This is a genomic window from Alteromonas hispanica (assembly GCF_010500915.1).
Classification (GTDB): domain Bacteria; phylum Pseudomonadota; class Gammaproteobacteria; order Enterobacterales; family Alteromonadaceae; genus Alteromonas; species Alteromonas hispanica.
Map to the genome: position 1 here is coordinate 240,847 of NZ_JAAAWP010000006.1, position 18,995 is coordinate 259,841.

Here is an 18,995-nt window from a genome sequence, read left to right on the forward strand (position 1 = left end):
GCTATCTCTAGCCTATCACTCTTCAATTTCAATACTAAATTCTGGCATTGCCTGAATGACTTTCTTTACTGTGCAGCTGTTGGCAGACGCCAAAAGTGGCTTTTTATATTTCTCTGGGAAATCGTCAGGCAAGGTTACTTTAATAGCAAATGCCTTTTTAAATTTATCTTCGGCACTGCTGCTATGGTCTTGGCTAATACTGATCCCGTCTGTGCTGATGTCTCTCGCGTCACAAAATTTGCGGATAAAAAACGCTGCGCATAAAGGCATGCTAGCTAAGAAATAATCGAACGGCTCAGGGTAAGACTCATCGCCCCCGGCTGATACGCTTTGGTCACTGATGATTTGATGCTTGCCAAAACTGGCCTGTAGTTTTTGCCCTTCCAAAAGTGCGATATCTATTTTCATAACGGTAACCTTATATTCAATTAAGCTAATAAACGATGTGTTGATCCTGAAAGGAGTTGTACGCGGAGTCAAGGTTATTGTGCGCTTTGACACTAACAATAGTGAAGCACCGTTGTTAAACGGCATTTATCAACACAATGCCGCGCAAATTAATGAACAACGTATCGCATTAACGGGGAGTTAAACAAAAAACAAATTCAACTTTTTGCATTATCTACCTTCGTTTCATTACCAAAATACAGCTTTACAAGCTTACGCTTACTTCTACTAATGGGCAGTTTTGCCCCATAAGGAATTTCACACCACGCTTCGCTGCCTGAAATATGCACCCTAATAACGTGATCTCTATGCACCCAGTGAGAACGATGAATCAATATACCTTCATCGTCTAACACCTGTGCTATTTGGTTTAGCGCACCAAGTATGAGTGTATTCCCTTTTGTGGTTTTCACGTTCACATAATGAAGTTCGGAGCTTATGGAAATTATATCTCGGCCAAGCACTTTCGGAAGCCTTCCGTAAAATTCAGCCTTTAGCTTTTTCCGCTTTTCTAGTTCTAGTTCTTTTTCGGTTTTAGGCCGGCTGTGTTGTTCAGGCGTATTATCTTTCTCGTTAGGGAGCTTGTAAGTAACCTTTAGAAGTAACGGAATGTTTATTAAAAACCATAGCGTAATGATGCCAGGTGTCACTTCAAGAAATTCTGATACTACCCGAAAGAAAGGGCCTTTCTGATCGAGCATATCAACCCAACTGTCCGGCTCATCTTCTAAGCCCGGAAACCAATAATCGATTGATGCAAAAATAGGAGAAACCAGCACCGCCCCTAAAAGCCCAGATATGAGTAGCAATAAGTACAAGGGAAATTGCTTGGGTGGCATCTTAGTGGTCATGTAGCTAGCAAGCATTAACCCCAGTAACGCAGCCGAAATTTGCAAAAACCAGAATAGCAGTCGTTGGAAAAAGTTTAGGCCGTAAGAAGACTCCGGCTCCATTAACGTAAACAACAGGGTGAGACCAAATGCTGTAAGAGCAAAACCACTCTTTAACGGTGCCCTGCCTAAAACTGTATCGCTAACTAACACTTACTGCGCTCCTAGGTTCGTATCACATGTATTTATACAGTGAACACTCAACGAAATACCCCTTTTTTGTATTAACGGTTAGTTTTTCTCACACGTTGCTAGTGGGTTTAGTCGAATAATCATTGGCCATTCATACATAAAATCAACAGCTTCTACATTTTCGATATGCATCGCTGAACGGTCGTCTATACTCATGTCCATGTTAAGCCAAATATCTGCGTTACTAGCGTAGCCTGTTTTTTAGCGTATCGGCTGATTCAAAAACACTGATCAACCATGGCGCGAAACCCAATAGCAAACTCGGCTGTTTGATGTGTTACGCAACTAAGAACTTACAATTAAAAATAACAATGTGGAGTTACTGTTACATGAAAAAGGCTATCTCATTTGTATTGTGTATTTACTGCCTCATTTTTCAATTAGCTTCGGCACAAGAGAATAATGCTGCACTGGTTCCTTTGCCATCGCTAGACGACTTTACTAAGGGGGAAGACGGTTGGAGCTTCGGCCTAGGCTTAGGTATTGAATACGAAACCGCCTACGAAGGCTCGGATGAGTTTGGGTTAGAATTTCAACCTGCAGGAGCCGTGCAGTGGCGCAGCGGTAATAATATTTTTTATTTTGCCGGAGAGGCATTTGGCTGGCGAGGACTTCAAGGTGACAAGTGGCTGTTAGAAGCCTTATTAGGTTTTGAGGAAGGCCGCGAAGAAGGTGATTCTGACGATGGAAACCTCGATGGCTTAGGTGAACAAGATGAAGGGTTTGAATTGGTGCTTCAAGCACGACGGTCATTTACTGATGACTGGCGTTACTGGTTGGTTAGCCGAGTAGTAACCGGCGGAGATGGAAATTTAGGGTTATTTGGCATAGGCCGCCGCTTTGGCGACCAAATTGACGGTACCGGTCATGAAATTAACTTAGTCGCTGTGTTCCACGATAGTGAGTATGCTAACAGAGGTTTCGGCATAAACGCCGAGCAAGCACAAGCCTCTGGATTGGCTGAAACTAACTTAAGCGGTGGCCTGCGTTCCATTGGCGTTGACTATAGTTTTCGACACTATATCAATGACAGTTGGCAGCTTTATGGCGAGGCACTTTTTGAGTATTACAGCAGTGACGTGCAAGATAGCCCTATCGCGCGAAGCGATTACGAAACAGAGGTTGGCGTGGGGTTTATTTATATTTTCTAGGGTGTATTGAGCTTTGCTCTCTACATCTTCATGTATGAATCGTGGCCATTTGTGGAATTTCTATTCAGCGCCGATCCAATTGTCTCGATTTGTGAGGCTATCGTTTCACCCACATATGGCCAAAACTCCTTGCGATTTAAGGTACGTTCGCGGATATCTTTAGGGACAAATCGTAACATTTCTCTTTCAAAGTCTAATTTCGTCTCATCCGACGCCAGAATGGATCCACTGTGTACCTGTAGATTTTTGAGAAAACCTTTCCGAGTTTTACCACGCATCACAAGCTTCTTTTTTACCAGTGAAGCTTCAATCGGAACGTTCTGTTGGCTTAGCCATGCTAAGTCTAACACGTCCCGTGGTTTTATCTGGCGCTCTCGAAACGCTAACGCAATCAGCTTGTCGGCCATTATCCCTTTGCTGCTTTGTACCGGAAGATGCGTACGTGTTGGGACAAAACATTAAAGCCAAGCGAACGACGATGGGTATGAAACTCGCTGATTGCGCCGCACTATGTTATGTCGGTATCAATGCCTTATCTCGAATTGTAAATGGCAATAGTATTGCACTCTAGCTGCGACATTTGTGGTGCTACATGGACTAGGCATCAAGCTTACCTCACCTTCGCTTTCACCTAGTAATCTTGAAGCTTCGTCAGCAGGGAAATCTGGTGAATTCATGCGCATCTCCGTATATACAACTTATGAATGTAAACCGTAAACCGTAAATAGCCATTTGTCATCATAACCATTAATTGACGAACTTTGATGAAGAATACGACGGCATGATTCAGTGTTGCGCTGAAAATTTTTACCTCAGCCAAATTAACTTATGCGAGCAGCAGCAATCATGACAGCATATGACGCAGAGAGGTTTGCTTCTCATGCAGTTGTAATTCAAACAGTTTTTGTTAAAAAATCATAGTTTAAGAGGTTGTTCGTAATCGCTCTCATCTAAATCCAAATTATTGATAGCATATGAGCAATAATGGTTCTGAAGCAATAAAATATTATCGTTCAAAAGGTAGAAGCATCAACCTTGAAACCCGCCCTGCCCGACCAGCCGAAGGCGCGCGCGAGTTGAACAAGGGGGGCACCTCGGTGGTGGATGAGGGACACCTTTCTTTGGTATACCTTTTTGAAGGTGGTCTGTAATATCTTATGGGTAGCGTTCTTTTCGTGGTGTTGCGTGTCAATCGTTGAATAGTAAGTCGGTGTGATTGCGGTGAAAAAATAGGCGCACGTACGTGAAATCTGGTGAGGTTAGCGACCTAGCCCTTCCCGCACTTTTCATGCAGGGTTAACAAAACTGCCAGTATCGATAACATCATCACTAAGCCTTTTACCTTAGAAAAGCTAGCAGCGCTTTGAATCGCTCAATATTAGTCAGTAATTTCAATTCCCCTAGCAACGGAAGACGGTTTAGCTAAAGTGCGCTGAGCGAATAAATCGCCTCCAATCTTCATCTAATAGCGGTTTGGAGAAGTGATACCCCTGGAAGATATCGCAACCAATCCGAGATAGATAATTTCGTTGCACTTCATTTTCAACACCTTCTGCCACGCATTGTACGCCTAGGGCCTTGGCAATATTAATAATGGCGTCCACAATCACAAACTCTGCATTGTCTGAGTCACTGTCTATGTCATCGACAAAGTATTTATCAACCTTCAATTCTGAAATAGGTAATTCTTTTAGATAAGCGAGACTCGAATAACCGGTACCAAAATCATCAATAGAAAACTGAAATCCAAGCTCTGCCAATTCATGCATAGTATTGCGAACTAGCGTCATATCAGATACGAGTGCTGTTTCTGTAAGCTCAAGTATAAGAAGCTGAGGAGGTATATTTTTTTCTTTTAGTGTTCGAATTAAAAACAGGGAAAATTCGGGTATAACAATTTGCATCGCGCTGATATTGATAGCAACCGTAGTTTGAATACCCATAGTGATTAACTCGTTTAGCGCGTCACATGCTCTCGACACCACCCATTCACCAATAACATAAATAGCGCCATTTTCCTCGGCAATGGGAATAAAGTCAGCGGGACTTACCCAACCGAAGTCTGGCGAGTGCCACCGAACTAGCGCCTCAAACGCCACTACATTTCCGCTAACATTGAATTGAGGTTGAAACGCTAAACGTAGCTCGCCGTTTTTCACCACCGAATGTACTTTTTCTTGTAGTGCTACAAATTTGTCATACTCTCTTATGCCGTCTTTAGCCAGATGGCAAAGCCCAAAAGGCGCAGATTTCTTTGCATTTCGTAATGCGTGCTCTAAAACGCTTAGCATAGTTTCAAAGGAATGTTCACTGGGGTCAAATATAGCACTCCCCGCTGAACATGAGAGTGTTTGGCGCGCGTCGCCTATTTTTATTTTATAATTTTCAGCGTTTAGCAGTGCACTTTCCAACAAATGAGCGCTAAACGCACTTATCTCTGATTTACAAGCGGTGCGACGGGATAAAATAATGAAAGCATCGGCATCAAACTTGAAAATAGCGTACTCGTTACCAATAACCGTTTGCAGCTTGTCGGCAATTTGCTTCAACGCCTTATCTCCCGCATTAAAGCCGAAGCGCTGATTGAACGATGCCATCTTGTCTACGTCAAGCAGCACCGCATAAATGCAATGATTTTTTCGCATCGCTTCAAACATCAGTTCCTTGGCTTCTCGCTCAAACCATTGACTGTTCCTAAGCTGCGTAACATTGTCTGTAAATGCCAAGTTATAGATGGCATCTTGAGCTTCAAGCCTCTCGGTGATATCTCTTACCAGCCCAATGTATTGTTTCTCTCCCTTCTCCACCGACTCAGTTAGCGATAACTCCATTTGAAAAACGTCGCCATTTTTTCTTCTAGCCGGGAGTTGTCGACCTACACCTATAATCTTAGCCTCACCCGTTGCTTTGTAGTGTTGCATGTAACTATCGTGTTTCATGGCATAGGGCTGTGGCATTAACATGGCAACATTCGCGCCTATTAGCTCACTCTTATCATAACCGAACAGCCTAACTGCTACCTCGTTGCACTGCCGTATTTGGCCTTCGCTGTTAATAGTGATGACTGCATCGTTCAAGTTATTCCAAATATTTTCGAGTGTTTCGGTATGCTCCTTAAGGCGAGCAGATATCAGCCTTGCTTCTGTTACATCTTCAAATGTGCCATAAACTCGCACCACTTTGCCCTGTTGGTCTACCTCAGAGTTTCCGGTAGTTCGCACCCACTTCGCATTGCCACTGGCGTCGGTAAAAGCAAGCTCTAAATCATAAGCCTCAAGATTGGTTGTAAGGTCGTGAAATGCGCGCTTAATTTTTTCCTGCGATTGAGGCGCATAAAAGCTCATGGCTTCATTTGGCGTGAGTGATTGATTCTTTGACACTCCGTAAATACGGTAAATTTCATCAGACCAAAATACGTCTTTGGCGTGATAGTGATACTCCCATGCCCCAATTTTTGCGATAGATTGAATGTCGCTTAACAGTCCTAGCTGTGCCGTCGTTTGTTTATTTAGAAAGCACTTTTGAAGGTAAGCACTCAATTGCTCTGCAACGGTTTCAAATAGCTTTTTTTTCAGTGGCTCAACATCGGCTGAAGCTGCAAAGCACCCTATAAGCATACCTACAGTACCAGCGTTTTCATTGGAAATGGGCGCATTCATACTCACCTCTATCTCGTTAGGCAAGTTAGTGCAGATTATTGATGAAGAATGAATATGGTTCGGGTCTTTTGCTTCCCTTTCAGCTGTGTCGTTATGTGAATTATTTATGGTAAATGTAATTGTTTGCTCAATGGCACGAGAACTAGCCATTAATAATGTCGAGATCTTATGGTTGCCAACTACACCAATAAATAGGGCTTCAGCACCTAGTATTTTTAGCAGAGTATCAAGTTTTTCCTGAAGATAAACTGCCTCATCGGAAACCAATACCGTGAATGCATCGCTGTCAAATTTTATTTTATATTTAAACATTAATATCCCTAGCTAAAACACTCTGCACCAATAGGACTGAAGATACACTGCTATTCTCGGAACGAGAGTGGTAAAGAAGCCAGTGACTCTGAGCGTTCTGTAATTTGGTCCGATTGTTCCGACACATTGCTAGCTAATACAAGGTTATTATCCGCTTCGTGATTAACGTTAACAACATTTCTACTAATTTCTTCTGCTACCACACTTTGCTCTTCGGCTGCAGTTGAAATTTGTGTTGCATAGCCTGCTATTGTAGCGACGTCATCATAAACCTTATTGATAATATTGACGGTTCCCTGAGAGTCTAACAAACACTGCTCTGCCGCTTGCTTACCCTGTTGCATTTTTCCAGCCCACGCAAGTAACGTTTCCCTAATACCTGCCATGGAATGATGGATTTGTTCTGTGGCATCGTGGGTGCGCGTTGATAGCGCTCGCACTTCCTCTGCAACAACAGAAAATCCTCTACCATGCTCTCCCGCTCTGGCAGCCTCAATAGCTGCATTTAAGGCTAATAAATTCGTTTGATCTGCAATACCTTGAATTTCTTTCGTCACGCTGCCAATTTTTTCTGCTTCATCAGCTAATACCTTTGACGCCTGAGCAGACGCAGAGACCTCATCTGATAAAACCGTAACGGCATCCATAGTATTTTTCATTGAGTCTGTTGCTTTGCTGCACTCCGCATGTACAGCATCAACACGCTCTGATGTACTGGCAGTATTTGATGCCACATCGCGAATAGTCGTAGACATTTCTTCAATTGCCGCAGCCAACTGATGAAGCTCCCGAGTTTGCCGCTCTACTCCCTTTTGCGTTTCGGAAGAGGCTCGCTTTAAAGTTATCGCACTCTCTAATAGCATTTTTGCGCCATCACTGGCTCTGCCCAGAATCGTTTGCGCTCGACCTTGATGTAGCAACTCCCTAAAATGCATGACATCAGTAAGCGATGAGCCACTATAAACATGCCTGGAGACGCTATCGTATTCATGGCACATCTTTTTGAGTATGCTTGGTGTTCTGATGAGCTCGGCATAAAAACAAAAGAATGTCGCAATAGGGAAAAGAAGGGCAAAATACGGTGATTTAAAAGACAAAAGCAAAGCAATCAATGACAACAGTATAAAACCACATAGCCGAAACTGATGAGAAGACCACATGGTTTCTTTAATACGTTCGCCATTGTTTAGGCGAGCGTAAAGTGATTCCGCGCGCGTTTTAACTGAAAGGGAAAGTGTCGTCCTTACCGACTGAAACCCAGCCAGTTCACCTGATTCAAAAACAGGTGTAACAAACGCATCAACCCAATAATATCTTCCATCTTTGCACCTGTTCTTTACTGCACCACGCCACGACTTTCCTGCTTGTAACTTTGACCACATGTCAGCAAATGCTGCTTTTGGCATATCTGGATGACGGACTATGTTATGGTTTTTGCCAATAAGTTCATCGCTGGTAAAACCAGCAACTCGACAAAATTCACTGTTAACATATTTGATGACCCCTCGCTTATCAGTGACTGAAACTAACTCTTCCTCATCAGAAAAAGTCACTTCTTCATCGATGATAGCTTGATTACGGCGAGACATAATTGACCCCGAGAAAATTAAAAACACTTAATATTTCAAAGTATATTGAAAACGTTAAATTAAAGCTATCTCTTGACTTGAGGTAGCACGAGTGCTCAATTTTCACTTAGTGCAGCCAAACTAACTGTTAATACCTGTTTCAGATAGTCTGTGATGCGATGTGCACGTTTTTGTTTACACGGAATGCTATTTTTTCCGCTTGTATCGGCTGGCATCATATTGATTGCAATTTTCCAGCACTTGAAAGTATGTATGCTGCATTATCATTTGTCAGCGTGGACACCTTCTTGACGATCTCATTAAATATGCGGATACGGCGTTATGCCAAGCAAAAAAAGCAGGAAAGGGAACAGTAAAACAGGCAACAATGATATTGATTGGGCGATGTATCGCTATCGTCATTTAGTCGAGAATGCAATGTTGAAAATCAAGAAGTATCGAGCCGTAGCGACCCGATATGATAAGTTAGCCAGAAACTACCACAGTGTTTTGGCATTGGCTTTGCGCTTATGTGGTTACCGATGTGGGTTGATGAGAACATGAACAACAAAAATCAACACGACCTAGGAATCGGTGAATCATCTTCCCTAACATTTTCCCGTATCAACAAACAGGGAAATGAAGCTTTGCTTGAGGCGATATGCGTTCCTGTCAGCAATGGTGGAAACATACGGAAAATATTTAAAATTGCAAATGATGTGACAGCAGCGAGGCAAGCGGAAACAAAACTGTCTAACGTTCAACGCTCTTTAGATAAATCCATGGTGATGATTCGATTTTTTGTCACCGGCGTTATCGAAGAAGTGAACGAAAATTTCTCAATGCGGTCGGCTATGATGGGCTATATACTTTAAGCTCTTTCATTTTCCACTAATACCACTCGATTTCTCCCTTCTCTTTTCCCTTTATACAAGCCATCATCAAGTCGTACATAGAAATCCTCGACGGACGAATCGTTCATTGAATAAGAAGCAACCGCCAGCGTTACTGTAATATGGGTGACGCACGAGCGGGTCGAAATGGCGGTAGATTCCACCAACTCCCTAACACGTTCGGCTAAACAGTAGCCTTCGCTGAGGGTTGTACCCGGAAGAATTATCATGAACTCTTCGCCGCCCATTCTGGCGAACACGTCATCTGAACGAAGCACTTCTTTCACTGTTTGGGCAAGAAGCCTTAACGCTCTATCGCCTATGGCATGACCGTATGTGTCATTAACTTTCTTAAAATAATCAATATCAAAGCTGATAACCGCGCATTCTGCATTATCATTCAAACGGGCATGGTTGACGTTGAACAGCTTTTTCAAAAAGGCCATAGCATAGCGGCGATTAAAAATTTGTGTGAGTGCATCGGTGTTAGACTGTTCTCTCAATCTTATTTCTAGCGCTTTTCGCTCTGTAATATCTTGCACCGTGCCAATTAACACCGAGCTATCAGCATTGTCGCGCTGCGGAACAACATGAGCATACTCATGTACCCAGCGTATTGTGCCATCAGGTCGAACAATTCTATGCTCTACATCTTGTATGCCTGTTAATTTTGCTTGCTCTTCACTCGCCTGCACTCTCTTTCTATCATCTGGATGAACTGCATCATAAAACGCCTTGGTCGAAGGCTGAAAACTATCGGGCTCAAACCCAAAAATCTCAAAAATCTGTGGAGACCAAAATAAATCGCCTGTTTCAGTATTCGCCTCCCAGTGACCAAGCTGCGCGAGCGTTTGTGCTTGTTTAAGCCTACGCTGACTTTCTTCTAATTTGAGCGACACCTTTTTTGTGTCTGTCGAATCTACGATTAGCCCATACCATCGCGTTTTATTTTTGAGGCGTTCCGGCCTAGCATAGCCAGAGACCCAGCGAGTTTGGCCATGTAACTCAACACGATACTCTGCGACCCAAGGCTCTAGATTTTGTGCTGACTGCAATATACTCTTTTCAACATATTCCACATCGGCTGGGTGTATTGCTGAAAACACTTCATCAACCTGCTCCATTGCCTCTTCCGGCGTAACGCCGTAAATATCGACAATTCCGGGACTGGCATAAGGGAAGGCCATTTGCCCATCATCGTCCATTTCAAACTCATAGATTACACCGGGTACAGAACTCGCTATTTTATTTAAGCGTTGTGTAGCAATGTGCTCTAGTTTTTCTTGCGTAATGTCGATATGTGAGCCCACTATCCACTCGGGCAAGCCTTCAGGGTTGCGAGTCACCACCCTGCCATGGTCCCTTACCCAAACCCAGGTGCCATCTCTGTGTTTCATTCTAATTTCACAGTGATAAAAGGGAGTGTGGCCGTCAAAATGCGCATTCAGCAGGCGCTCCGACTTAGCTAAATCATCGGGATGGGCAAAGTTAAGCCATGTGTCTATGTTGGTTGGAGAAATCTCGTCTAATGTATAGCCGATAATCTGCGCCCAGCGCTCATTGAAGCGTGTTTCCCCAGTTTGCACATTCCATTCCCATGTACCAATGTTTGTTCCATCAATTATCTGTCGTAAACGCGCAACCTCCATGTGCAATTCGTTTAGCTTGTTTATTTCTTCCACTTTCTTTCACCGCTGTCTTTTTTTGTATTTAGAATAAAAAGATGCCCTTTGGAAGCACCAAATCTATTAAGGCCGCAAAGCTCAAGCGGCAAAATATCTATCATCAACCTCATCCAACGCCATATATGCAATCTAAATACATTCGCCGCAGTTACGCAGACCTACCAGCTGCCATTTTTTGGCTGGTTCCTCGTAGTACCTTACGTGGGCTTGATCAGTATTAAATTTCTAATTCGTCGATGCTGCACGGCTTTCCAAAAAAATATCCTTGATAAACATTACAGCCCATACTCTGTAACAGCGCGCGCTGCGCCTGTGTTTCAACGCCTTCAGCGATAACCTCTAATTTCAATGATTGCGAGAGTGTTATCACTGATTGTGCAATAGCTCTGTCATTGTCATCAACCAAGATATCTCGTACGAAGGCCTGGTCTATTTTTAATTGATTTAGCGGTAGCTGCTTTAAATAAAATAACGATGAATAACCAGTCCCAAAGTCATCTATAGAAAACATCACACCGTGTTGCTGTAATGCAGACATTTTAGTTTTGATATCAGCTATATCGCTGACCAGCATGCTCTCCGTCAACTCTAATTTTAAGTGATGAGGGTTGGCGCCGGTATGGTGAAGCGCATCAAGCACTGTCTGCACGAAATTGTTTTTATTAAACTGGATAGCACTGATATTAACGGCAATAGTAAGTGCTTCTGTAGCAGACTGCTTTGCCCAACGGGCCAGCGTTTGGCACGCTTGCTGTAGAACCCATTGACCTATTGGAACGATAAGGCCGGTATCTTCTGCGATGGGAATAAATTGCGCTGGTGAAATAACTCCCTTTACGGGATGACACCAGCGCAGCAACACCTCTACACCAATAGCACGGCCATGGTCGTCAATCTGCTTTTGATAATAAAGCTCAAATTGCTCGTTTGAAATTGCGGTATATAACTCCTGAATAATTTCCGCTTTTGTGTTTACATCAGTCTGCATTTTCGGGTCGAAAAAACATACGCGATTTCGCCCTGCTGCTTTGGCCTTGTACATCGCCATATCGGCCTGTTTTAATAAGTCGCCAACGACGTCGGCGCTTCGATTGAAAATAGTAATGCCGATACTGGCTGAACACTGATACGTGATTGCCTCGATATCATATTGCTGCCCAATTTTTGTTAACAGTTTTACAGCGAGCGCGTCACTTTGTGCCGCAGCCACCTCTTCGGTGTCACTTAACTCTGTCACGAGGATGACGAATTCATCACCACTCAGTCTCGATACCGTACCCCCATGCCCGACGGTTTGCGCCAGTCTTTGTGCCACTTCACACAGTAACAAGTCGCCTTTGTCATGCCCGGCGCTGTCATTAAAATCCTTAAAGTTATCTAAATCGAGAAACAGTAATGCCGCATAAGCGCCCGTGCGGTTGCAATTGGATTGCGCTTGATACAAACGGTCTAACAACAAGCGACGATTTGGAAGGGATGTTAGGGGATCGTAAAAAGCAAGCTGGTGTATTTTGTCTTCGCGCTTCTTACGTTCTGATATGTCACGCACTATGCCGATGAAGTTAATGTCATCATCTAGGGATACTTCAACCACGCCCAGTTCAATAGGGAATGCTGACCCATCTTTTCGCTGTGCGTCCAGCTCGCGAATTTGTCCCGTAATATTACTGATACCGCGACTAAGGTAGTTTGCTAAATACGTATCATGGTGTTCGCGATGCGGCGAGCCCATCAGCATATTGACATTTTGACCAATAAGCTCGCGATGTGAGTACCCAAAAATGCTTTGCGCAGCCTGATTAGCTGTCAGCATTATGCCGCTTGAATCAATGGTGATGATGCCGTCAAGTAAGTTGTCTACTACAGCGCTCATTTTAGACGATGTCTCTTTGAGCTGACTTTCTGCTTGCAGCTGCTCATCGATACTAAAGTGCGTACCTAATACCCATTCAACTTCACCATTTGATGAATTTGACGCCACTTTTCCTCTCGTGTTTATCCATTTCCACTGGCCGTTTTTGTGTTTCATTCGAATATTGACATCGTAATGCGATGTTAAACCCAGTGCGTATTCATCAATTTGCTGCGCGGCATAAACCAAGTCGTCTGGATGGGTCAGGCACTCCCATGTTTGCCTGTTTATGGGCATGAGCTCAGATAACTCGTAGCCGAGTAAGGTTGCCCATTTCTCATTAACAATGAGTTGGTCATCTTGTAAATTTAAACGCCATACCCCTATATTATTGGTATCAATAACCGCATCAAGTAAGTGCTGGTTATCGTTGATGATGTCATCTTTGTGCTTCTCATTCGTGATATTGCGCACAATCACTAGCACTTCACTGTTATTTAACTTTTGATACCTAGCTTCGAAAGATTGCTTCAGTTTATTGAGGGTATACTGGTGTTGAAGTAGCGTATTACTATTAAACGCCTTTTCAACGTAACGATTCATTTGGTTAGCCAATTCGATAGGTAATACATCGAAGAGCTTTTGCCCCAAAACCTCATCTTTTGGCTTGAGCAAATCAGGATGTTCATTACACAGGGTAAACCGAAGGTGTGTGTCAATAACAAAGACCATATCCGGTAACGATTCAATAATTGAGGCCGTACGCAGATTGCTCGCCATAAGGCGCTGCTCAAGATGCTCAAGATGCTCAATATCGATTTTAGCTATTTCATGTTCAACTAAATCAGCAAACCCACGTAATTGCTGCTTTTCTCGTTGTGAAAATTCTCGCTCTTCAGGGTCGATAAGGCATAAGGTGCCTATGGGCTGCCCGCCAGGTTCACGCAGTGGCGCACCCGCATAAAAACGAATATTTGGCTTTTGTAGTACTAAGGGATTGTCAGAGAAACGCGCATCCTTGGTAGCATTTTGTACTACCAATACGTCATTTTGTAATATCGCGTGCCCGCAGAACGATATTGAACGGCTTGTCTGGCAATCATCAGTACCCACTTTTGATTTGAACCATTGCCTGTCGCTATCGACAAGGGAAACCAAGCAGATGTCAACATTAAATACAGACGCAGCTAACCGAGTAATTCGATCGAACCGTTCTTCCGGTTGTGAGTCGAGTAACGCAGTGCGCTTTAACGCAAGTAATCTTGAAGCTTCGTCAGCAGGGAAATCTGGTGAATTCATGCGCATCTCCGTATATACGGCTTATGAATGTAAACCGTAAATAGCCATTTGTCATCATAACCATTAATTGACGAACTTTGATGAAGAATACGACGGCATGATTCAGTGGTGCGCTGAAAATTTCACCTCAGCTATGTTAACGTCAACTTTATACGACAGCGGTTAAACAGCATTAAGCCAATTAATGCTAATATAGCGAACTTCTGATTAGAACAATTGAGCTAACGCTTAATCAAGCCATCGATACAATGTTCTGCGCGTAATGCCAAGTATTTCTGCTGCTTTCGCTTTATTGCCCTTGGTATGTTTCATGACCTGCGAAACATACCTTTTTTGATATTCTTGTAACGAAAGCCAACTCATTGTTGGCACGGTGTGTTCAGCGATGTGTTCGGGTTGGCCCACATTTCGGTAGTGCTTTATTCTGTCGGGTAAATGTTCTGCTTCAATACACTGGCCTGTGGTAAAAATAAACGCCCGCTCTATGGCATTGCCGAGCTCACGAACATTGCCGGGAAAAGGGTAGTCGTACAACAATTGCCATGCATCACTGCTTAAATAACCAACCTGTTTATTTTGTGCATTCGCTAATTGGGAAAGGAAAAAATCTGCCAGTAACTCTAAATCATCGCCTCGCTCACGCAGCGGCGGCACAGCAATTTTTAACGTTTCTAATCGAAAAAACAGATCTTCTCTAAACGCTCCCGTTTCGGTCATGGCTTCAAGGTTTTTGTGAGTAGCAGCGATAATCCTCACATTTACCGACGTTTCACTGTCGCTACCAATGGGTCTTATCGTATTCTCTTGCAACACTCGCAATAGCTTTGCTTGCAATGACATGGGCATTTCACCTATTTCATCTAATAAAAGCGTGCCGCCATCCGCTTCTTTAAATAAGCCGTTTCTACTGCGTTGTGCTCCACTAAATGCCCCAGACACATGACCAAAAAATTCACTTTCAATAAGATCGGGCGGAATACCAGCGCAATTTACCGCAACAAAATTGCTATTTTTTCTTGGACTGGCATCGTGTATTGCTCGTGCTACAAGCTCCTTGCCAGTGCCGCTTTCACCCGTAATTAATACAGCGCTGTCAACCGCTGATACCCGTTCAATATTGTCATACATTTGGCGCATGATACGACTTTTTCCAACAATTCCATAAAACGAGTGGCTGACTTGCTTTTTTAACTGGTTGACTTCGTTTACCACCACAGTGTGGCTAATAATTCTTTTAACCGTAAACAACAGATGCTCTAAATTGAGTGGCTTGGTTAAAAAGTCATCGGCACCTTTTTTAAGTGCCTCAACGGCCTGATTCACTGTGCCAAATGCGGTAATTATTAAGAAGGGTGTTTTTGTTCCCGCCCTTTTCTCGTTCTCAAGTAACGCTAACCCGCTAATGCCCGGCAGCTTAATATCTGTAATAACCAAACTAAACGGCGTATGTGGATGATGAGCGCTAAATGCTTCTGCACTATTAAAAGTAACAACGTCATACCCGTGACTTAATATTTCATCCTCTAATAAATTGGCAAGGGCACTGTCATCTTCAACAATAGCAATGGTGTGATCACTGGGTGTCATGCTGTTATTCCTTCCTTTTTTGAGCAAACGTTAAGGTAGCGCAAAGCCCTGTATTTTTGTTATTTTCCAACATTAGCTTACCGCCATGCTCTTGCATGACCTGATCGACAATAGCAAGACCTAAGCCGGTACCCTCGCCTTGTGGTTTAGTGGAATAAAAGGGTTTTATCAATGCATCTAAAGAGGAGCCCTCAGCAATGCCGGGGCCATCATCGGTAATGGCGATAATAACGTGGTGGTGTTTAACCTCTGCGCTTATGATAACGCTAGATACACAGGCTTGAAGCGCGTTTCGCAATAAATTGACCACGGCCAGTTCAAGGCGAATTTTGTCCGCATAAATCACGTCGTTTTGAATGTGTTGAGACACGCAACGGTCGATGTCATCAAGTGGTAATTCATAACTTAATCGCCGCATTGCTTGGCTAATTAAGTCTTGAAGGTCTATTTTTTCAAAGTTAACTTCCGGCTTGTAAGCAAATGCTTGCAGTTGCTCTACCATAGAGATAAGTCGCGTTACCTGACCATCAATAGCAATGAGTTCTTTTTCTTCCTCGGCGGGTCTATTTCTTCGTTTTAAGCGCTCTGTTCTTCCACTTATTACGCTAAGCGGCGCGCCTAATTCATGTGCGATACCACTTACTAAATGACCAATTAATGCCAAACTTTCCTGCTCTTTTAACTGTTTTTCAGCAAGGAGCTTTTTATCTTGTTCTAACGCAGTTTCTTCCTCACTTAACTTTATCTTATCAAGCATCAAATTAAGCCCTTTCGCAATTTCTCTAATTTCCGTAGGGCCCGACACATCGGCTCGGTGCTGGCGATTGCCACTTGCCACCTCACGCATACTGGAAATCAGTCGGTTAACGGCATTACCAATTGCATGCTGATATCCCTTCCACATTACTAATAAACTAATCCCTGCAATCAATAACCAAACTAACCATGCTTTGGTCGATAGCGCGCTGAACGATTCTTCGAAATCACTGGCTTTTCTATTGATCTGCAGTAAACCATGTATTTGTCCGCTGCGATTTATGATGGGAAAAAAGTGGGAGAAAAAAGCCTTTCCTTCGCTGGTTCTATAACTGTCTTTTTGCTCGCCTGTTGTGACTACCAAATTTGCCATATTACTATCAGAGAGGTCTTTTTCTATCGTGCCGGTGGCAGCCACCATCTCTCCGTTGGTGTTGTAAACAGCAGCGCCATTAATCCTTCCAATGGTAAAAACAGAATCTAGATGGGTATTTACTGTTGCCATATCATTGTTAGTCATAGCGTCGCTGAGTGGAATTCGAATAGCCCTGCCAATAAGATCAAGCTCGGTGCGCAAATTATCATTCACATACTCGGTGGCCACATAAAGACCTACGCGAACCGCAATACCGGAAAGTAACAGCATTGGAATAATAACGAACAGTAAGACGTTGCGTTGCAAACCCGGTGCTACCTGTGATGTTGAACTGTTCAAAAATGTCACCTTTTGTGATTCTTTTGATGTGTCAAAATGATACACAAAATTAACGAGTAAATAAATCGCAAACAAAAAAGTAAGATTTATCTCTAATATTCATATAGTTACAAAAAACACCTTCACTTGGCACAGTATTCGCTAAGTAGTATTTGCTAAGTAGTAGTTAGCTGAAAGCTAGCAATATGAAATTGCGTGCTGCACAAAAGCGACATTAAAGATTTAGTCACAACCGCTTTTGCACGGCATTTAATTGAAAATAAACGTATGAAGTAGTCAGGAGACTTATGATGACCAAGAAATTTGTGATGAACAACGTAGCAACGGCAGCAGTAGCACTAATGACTTTATTCTCTGCAAACAGTGCAATTGCGCAGACAACGCAAGATAATATGCCTAAATACGAAGCACCGGCTAAAAACTACGATGACAAAAAGCTATTACAATTCACAATTGCAATGGATGATATTGCTCAGCTTCGTCAAAAATACGAAGACAAATTCAACGATGTAGAAAACGCAGATGAGGCGCAGGCACTACAAGAAGAAGCGCAGGGTGAAATGCTAAATGCAATAGAAGCCGCAGGATTATCCGCTACAGAGTATACAAGCATTGCGCAACAAGCTCAGCAAGACGAAGCGCTGCGCAAAAAAATCTTGAACATGTCGAACGCCGACTAATCAACAGAAGAAGTAGTCAATAATCAGTGTAATTTTAGTGGAGGCCGCTTTATGCAGGCGGCTTTCATTTAAAAGCAAAACACGATAAATCCCCGCAATAATTCTGTATCTGAAGGCTGTTTACTCACATCAACGATATCATTTTGTTTATTACAGTTATCGAGCACCCAATTATAGTATATTGAGCACTGCGTTTTCGGTTTTACTCATAGTTGGTTTCATTGAAAAACATTTATACCTTGATCAAACAAATGCCTTTTTTGTTTGCATTCGTTGTTGTAATTGCTGCCGGACTCTTGTCTTACGTTCTGGATGCTTGGTTTTTACCCACCCATGGAACCTTGCTTATATTGCAGTTGGCCGTAGTGGTCACGGCTTTGCCTGGTAATAAAAAAAGCGCCATATTTTCGGGGATCGTGAGCGGAGTTATTTTTAATTATTTTTTTACCACACCGCGTTTTTCACTGCACATGTCAAATGTTGATGACATAGTAAATTTATCTATTTTCCTCATTGTTGCCGTGCTTACTGGTATTCTGGCCTCTTCTTATCGAGCACAGCAAGAGGCTCTTGAACAAGCAGAATTGCGCGCGAGCATTTTAATGTCGGTATCCCATGATTTACGAACACCGCTGGCTACCATTATTGGCTCACTAAGCACAATGCAGGAATATCAGAATAAATTACCCAAAGAAGAAAAAGATGAGCTGTTAAATGGGGCACTAGATGATAGTCACCGGTTACATCGCTATATCGAAAATTTACTTCAGGCAACAAAGTTACATCAAGGGATTTCTCTTAATAGCGTTCAACAAGACCTGTTGCCGATTGTAAATAATGTGATAAATAGGTTCGATAAAGCACGCATTCGCCTAATTATCCGAAACGCATTACCTAACGTCACGGTGAGTAGCTATTTGTTGGAACAAGCCATTTATAACGTGGTTGATAATGCGTTAAAGTATTCACCTAACGATTCGCCCGTTGTCATTATTTGCGAGGCCTCAGATAATGTAATTAATCTCGATATTGTGGATGAGGGACCTGGTATTGCTACTAAGCATTACAAGAGCGTTTTCGATCTTTTCTTTTCTACCCGCAATGGCGACACGGGCGAAGGTGGCTCTGGAGTTGGGTTAACCGTGACTAAAGGTATTATAGAAGCGCATCATGGCACCGTGAGTGTGATGCCGAGTGCCAAAGGGTGTGTTATTCGTATTTCTCTAGACGCCTCGCCAAAATCGGACTTTTAACAGCAAACTTAAGAGTACTTAAATTAGACACGCTTAAACCAGATAAGCTTTTCATC

Annotated in this window: 14 protein-coding genes and 1 pseudogene; 6 read left to right on the forward strand and 9 right to left on the reverse strand. The window is 42.9% G+C overall.

Annotation, left to right across the window (positions count from 1 at the left end; translation table 11 throughout):
* Nucleotides 1–15: 15 nt before the first annotated feature.
* Together GTW09_RS11455 and GTW09_RS17770 are read right to left on the reverse strand one after the other, a co-directional pair.
* On the reverse strand, nt 16–408 hold the full coding sequence (locus GTW09_RS11455) for an OsmC family protein (RefSeq protein WP_163111993.1): 393 nt from the start codon (nt 406–408) through the stop codon (nt 16–18).
* A gap of 197 nt (nt 409–605) precedes the next feature.
* The gene (locus tag GTW09_RS17770; RefSeq protein ID WP_163111994.1) at nt 606–1,490 is read right to left on the reverse strand and encodes a LytTR family transcriptional regulator DNA-binding domain-containing protein; all 885 of its coding nucleotides are present in this window, start codon (nt 1,488–1,490) and stop codon (nt 606–608) included.
* A 368-nt stretch (nt 1,491–1,858) separates the two neighbouring features.
* On the opposite strand from GTW09_RS17770, the gene GTW09_RS11465 reads away from it, so the two are divergent.
* Entirely contained in the window at nt 1,859–2,680 is an 822-nt protein-coding gene (locus tag GTW09_RS11465; RefSeq protein ID WP_163111995.1) for a MipA/OmpV family protein, read from the forward strand.
* A 20-nt stretch (nt 2,681–2,700) separates the two neighbouring features.
* Here GTW09_RS11465 and GTW09_RS11470 read toward each other — a convergent pair whose 3' ends face one another.
* Entirely contained in the window at nt 2,701–3,087 is a 387-nt protein-coding gene (locus GTW09_RS11470; protein ID WP_163111996.1) for a nucleotidyl transferase AbiEii/AbiGii toxin family protein, read from the reverse strand.
* Nucleotides 3,088–3,654: 567 nt separating this feature from the next.
* On the opposite strand from GTW09_RS11470, the gene GTW09_RS11475 reads away from it, so the two are divergent.
* Nucleotides 3,655–3,831: a hypothetical protein gene (locus GTW09_RS11475; RefSeq protein ID WP_163111997.1), complete on the forward strand. Its 177-nt coding sequence runs from the start codon at nt 3,655–3,657 to the stop codon at nt 3,829–3,831.
* Nucleotides 3,832–4,098: 267 nt separating this feature from the next.
* Here GTW09_RS11475 and GTW09_RS11480 read toward each other — a convergent pair whose 3' ends face one another.
* Together GTW09_RS11480 and GTW09_RS11485 are read right to left on the reverse strand one after the other, a co-directional pair.
* Nucleotides 4,099–6,651, reverse strand: coding sequence for a sensor domain-containing protein (locus GTW09_RS11480; protein ID WP_163111998.1), 2,553 nt, complete (start codon nt 6,649–6,651; stop codon nt 4,099–4,101).
* A 50-nt stretch (nt 6,652–6,701) separates the two neighbouring features.
* On the reverse strand, nt 6,702–8,240 hold the full coding sequence (locus tag GTW09_RS11485) for a methyl-accepting chemotaxis protein (RefSeq protein ID WP_163111999.1): 1,539 nt from the start codon (nt 8,238–8,240) through the stop codon (nt 6,702–6,704).
* Nucleotides 8,241–8,579: 339 nt separating this feature from the next.
* Here GTW09_RS11485 and GTW09_RS11490 point away from each other — a divergent pair.
* Both GTW09_RS11490 and GTW09_RS11495 read left to right on the forward strand, forming a co-directional pair.
* A pseudogene (locus tag GTW09_RS11490) lies at nt 8,580–8,764 on the forward strand (IS5 family transposase); the annotation flags it as partial.
* Complete coding sequence (locus GTW09_RS11495; protein ID WP_163111854.1) at nt 8,750–9,094, forward strand: hypothetical protein; 345 nt, start codon at nt 8,750–8,752, stop codon at nt 9,092–9,094. The pseudogene GTW09_RS11490 and the gene GTW09_RS11495, both read left to right, overlap by 15 nt.
* Here GTW09_RS11495 and GTW09_RS11500 read toward each other — a convergent pair.
* The 4 genes from GTW09_RS11500 to GTW09_RS11515 form a co-directional block, all read right to left on the reverse strand.
* Entirely contained in the window at nt 9,091–10,794 is a 1,704-nt protein-coding gene (locus GTW09_RS11500; RefSeq protein ID WP_163112000.1) for a PAS domain-containing protein, read from the reverse strand. The genes GTW09_RS11495 and GTW09_RS11500 overlap by 4 nt on opposite strands.
* Nucleotides 10,795–11,014: 220 nt before the next feature.
* Complete coding sequence (locus tag GTW09_RS11505; RefSeq protein ID WP_163112001.1) at nt 11,015–13,948, reverse strand: bifunctional diguanylate cyclase/phosphodiesterase; 2,934 nt, start codon at nt 13,946–13,948, stop codon at nt 11,015–11,017.
* Between the two features lie 228 nt (nt 13,949–14,176).
* Nucleotides 14,177–15,535 carry a sigma-54-dependent transcriptional regulator gene (locus tag GTW09_RS11510; protein ID WP_163112002.1) on the reverse strand — a complete coding sequence of 453 codons (1,359 nt, stop codon included), beginning with the start codon at nt 15,533–15,535 and terminating at the stop codon, nt 14,177–14,179.
* A gap of 4 nt (nt 15,536–15,539) precedes the next feature.
* Complete coding sequence (locus GTW09_RS11515; protein ID WP_163112003.1) at nt 15,540–17,006, reverse strand: sensor histidine kinase; 1,467 nt, start codon at nt 17,004–17,006, stop codon at nt 15,540–15,542.
* A gap of 290 nt (nt 17,007–17,296) precedes the next feature.
* Here GTW09_RS11515 and GTW09_RS11520 point away from each other — a divergent pair, with 290 nt between their 5' ends.
* Nucleotides 17,297–17,686 carry a DUF4168 domain-containing protein gene (locus GTW09_RS11520; RefSeq protein ID WP_163112004.1) on the forward strand — a complete coding sequence of 130 codons (390 nt, stop codon included), beginning with the start codon at nt 17,297–17,299 and terminating at the stop codon, nt 17,684–17,686.
* A 251-nt stretch (nt 17,687–17,937) separates the two neighbouring features.
* The gene (locus tag GTW09_RS11525) at nt 17,938–18,939 is read left to right on the forward strand and encodes a sensor histidine kinase (RefSeq protein ID WP_163112005.1); all 1,002 of its coding nucleotides are present in this window, start codon (nt 17,938–17,940) and stop codon (nt 18,937–18,939) included.
* Nucleotides 18,940–18,995: the final 56 nt, after the last annotated feature.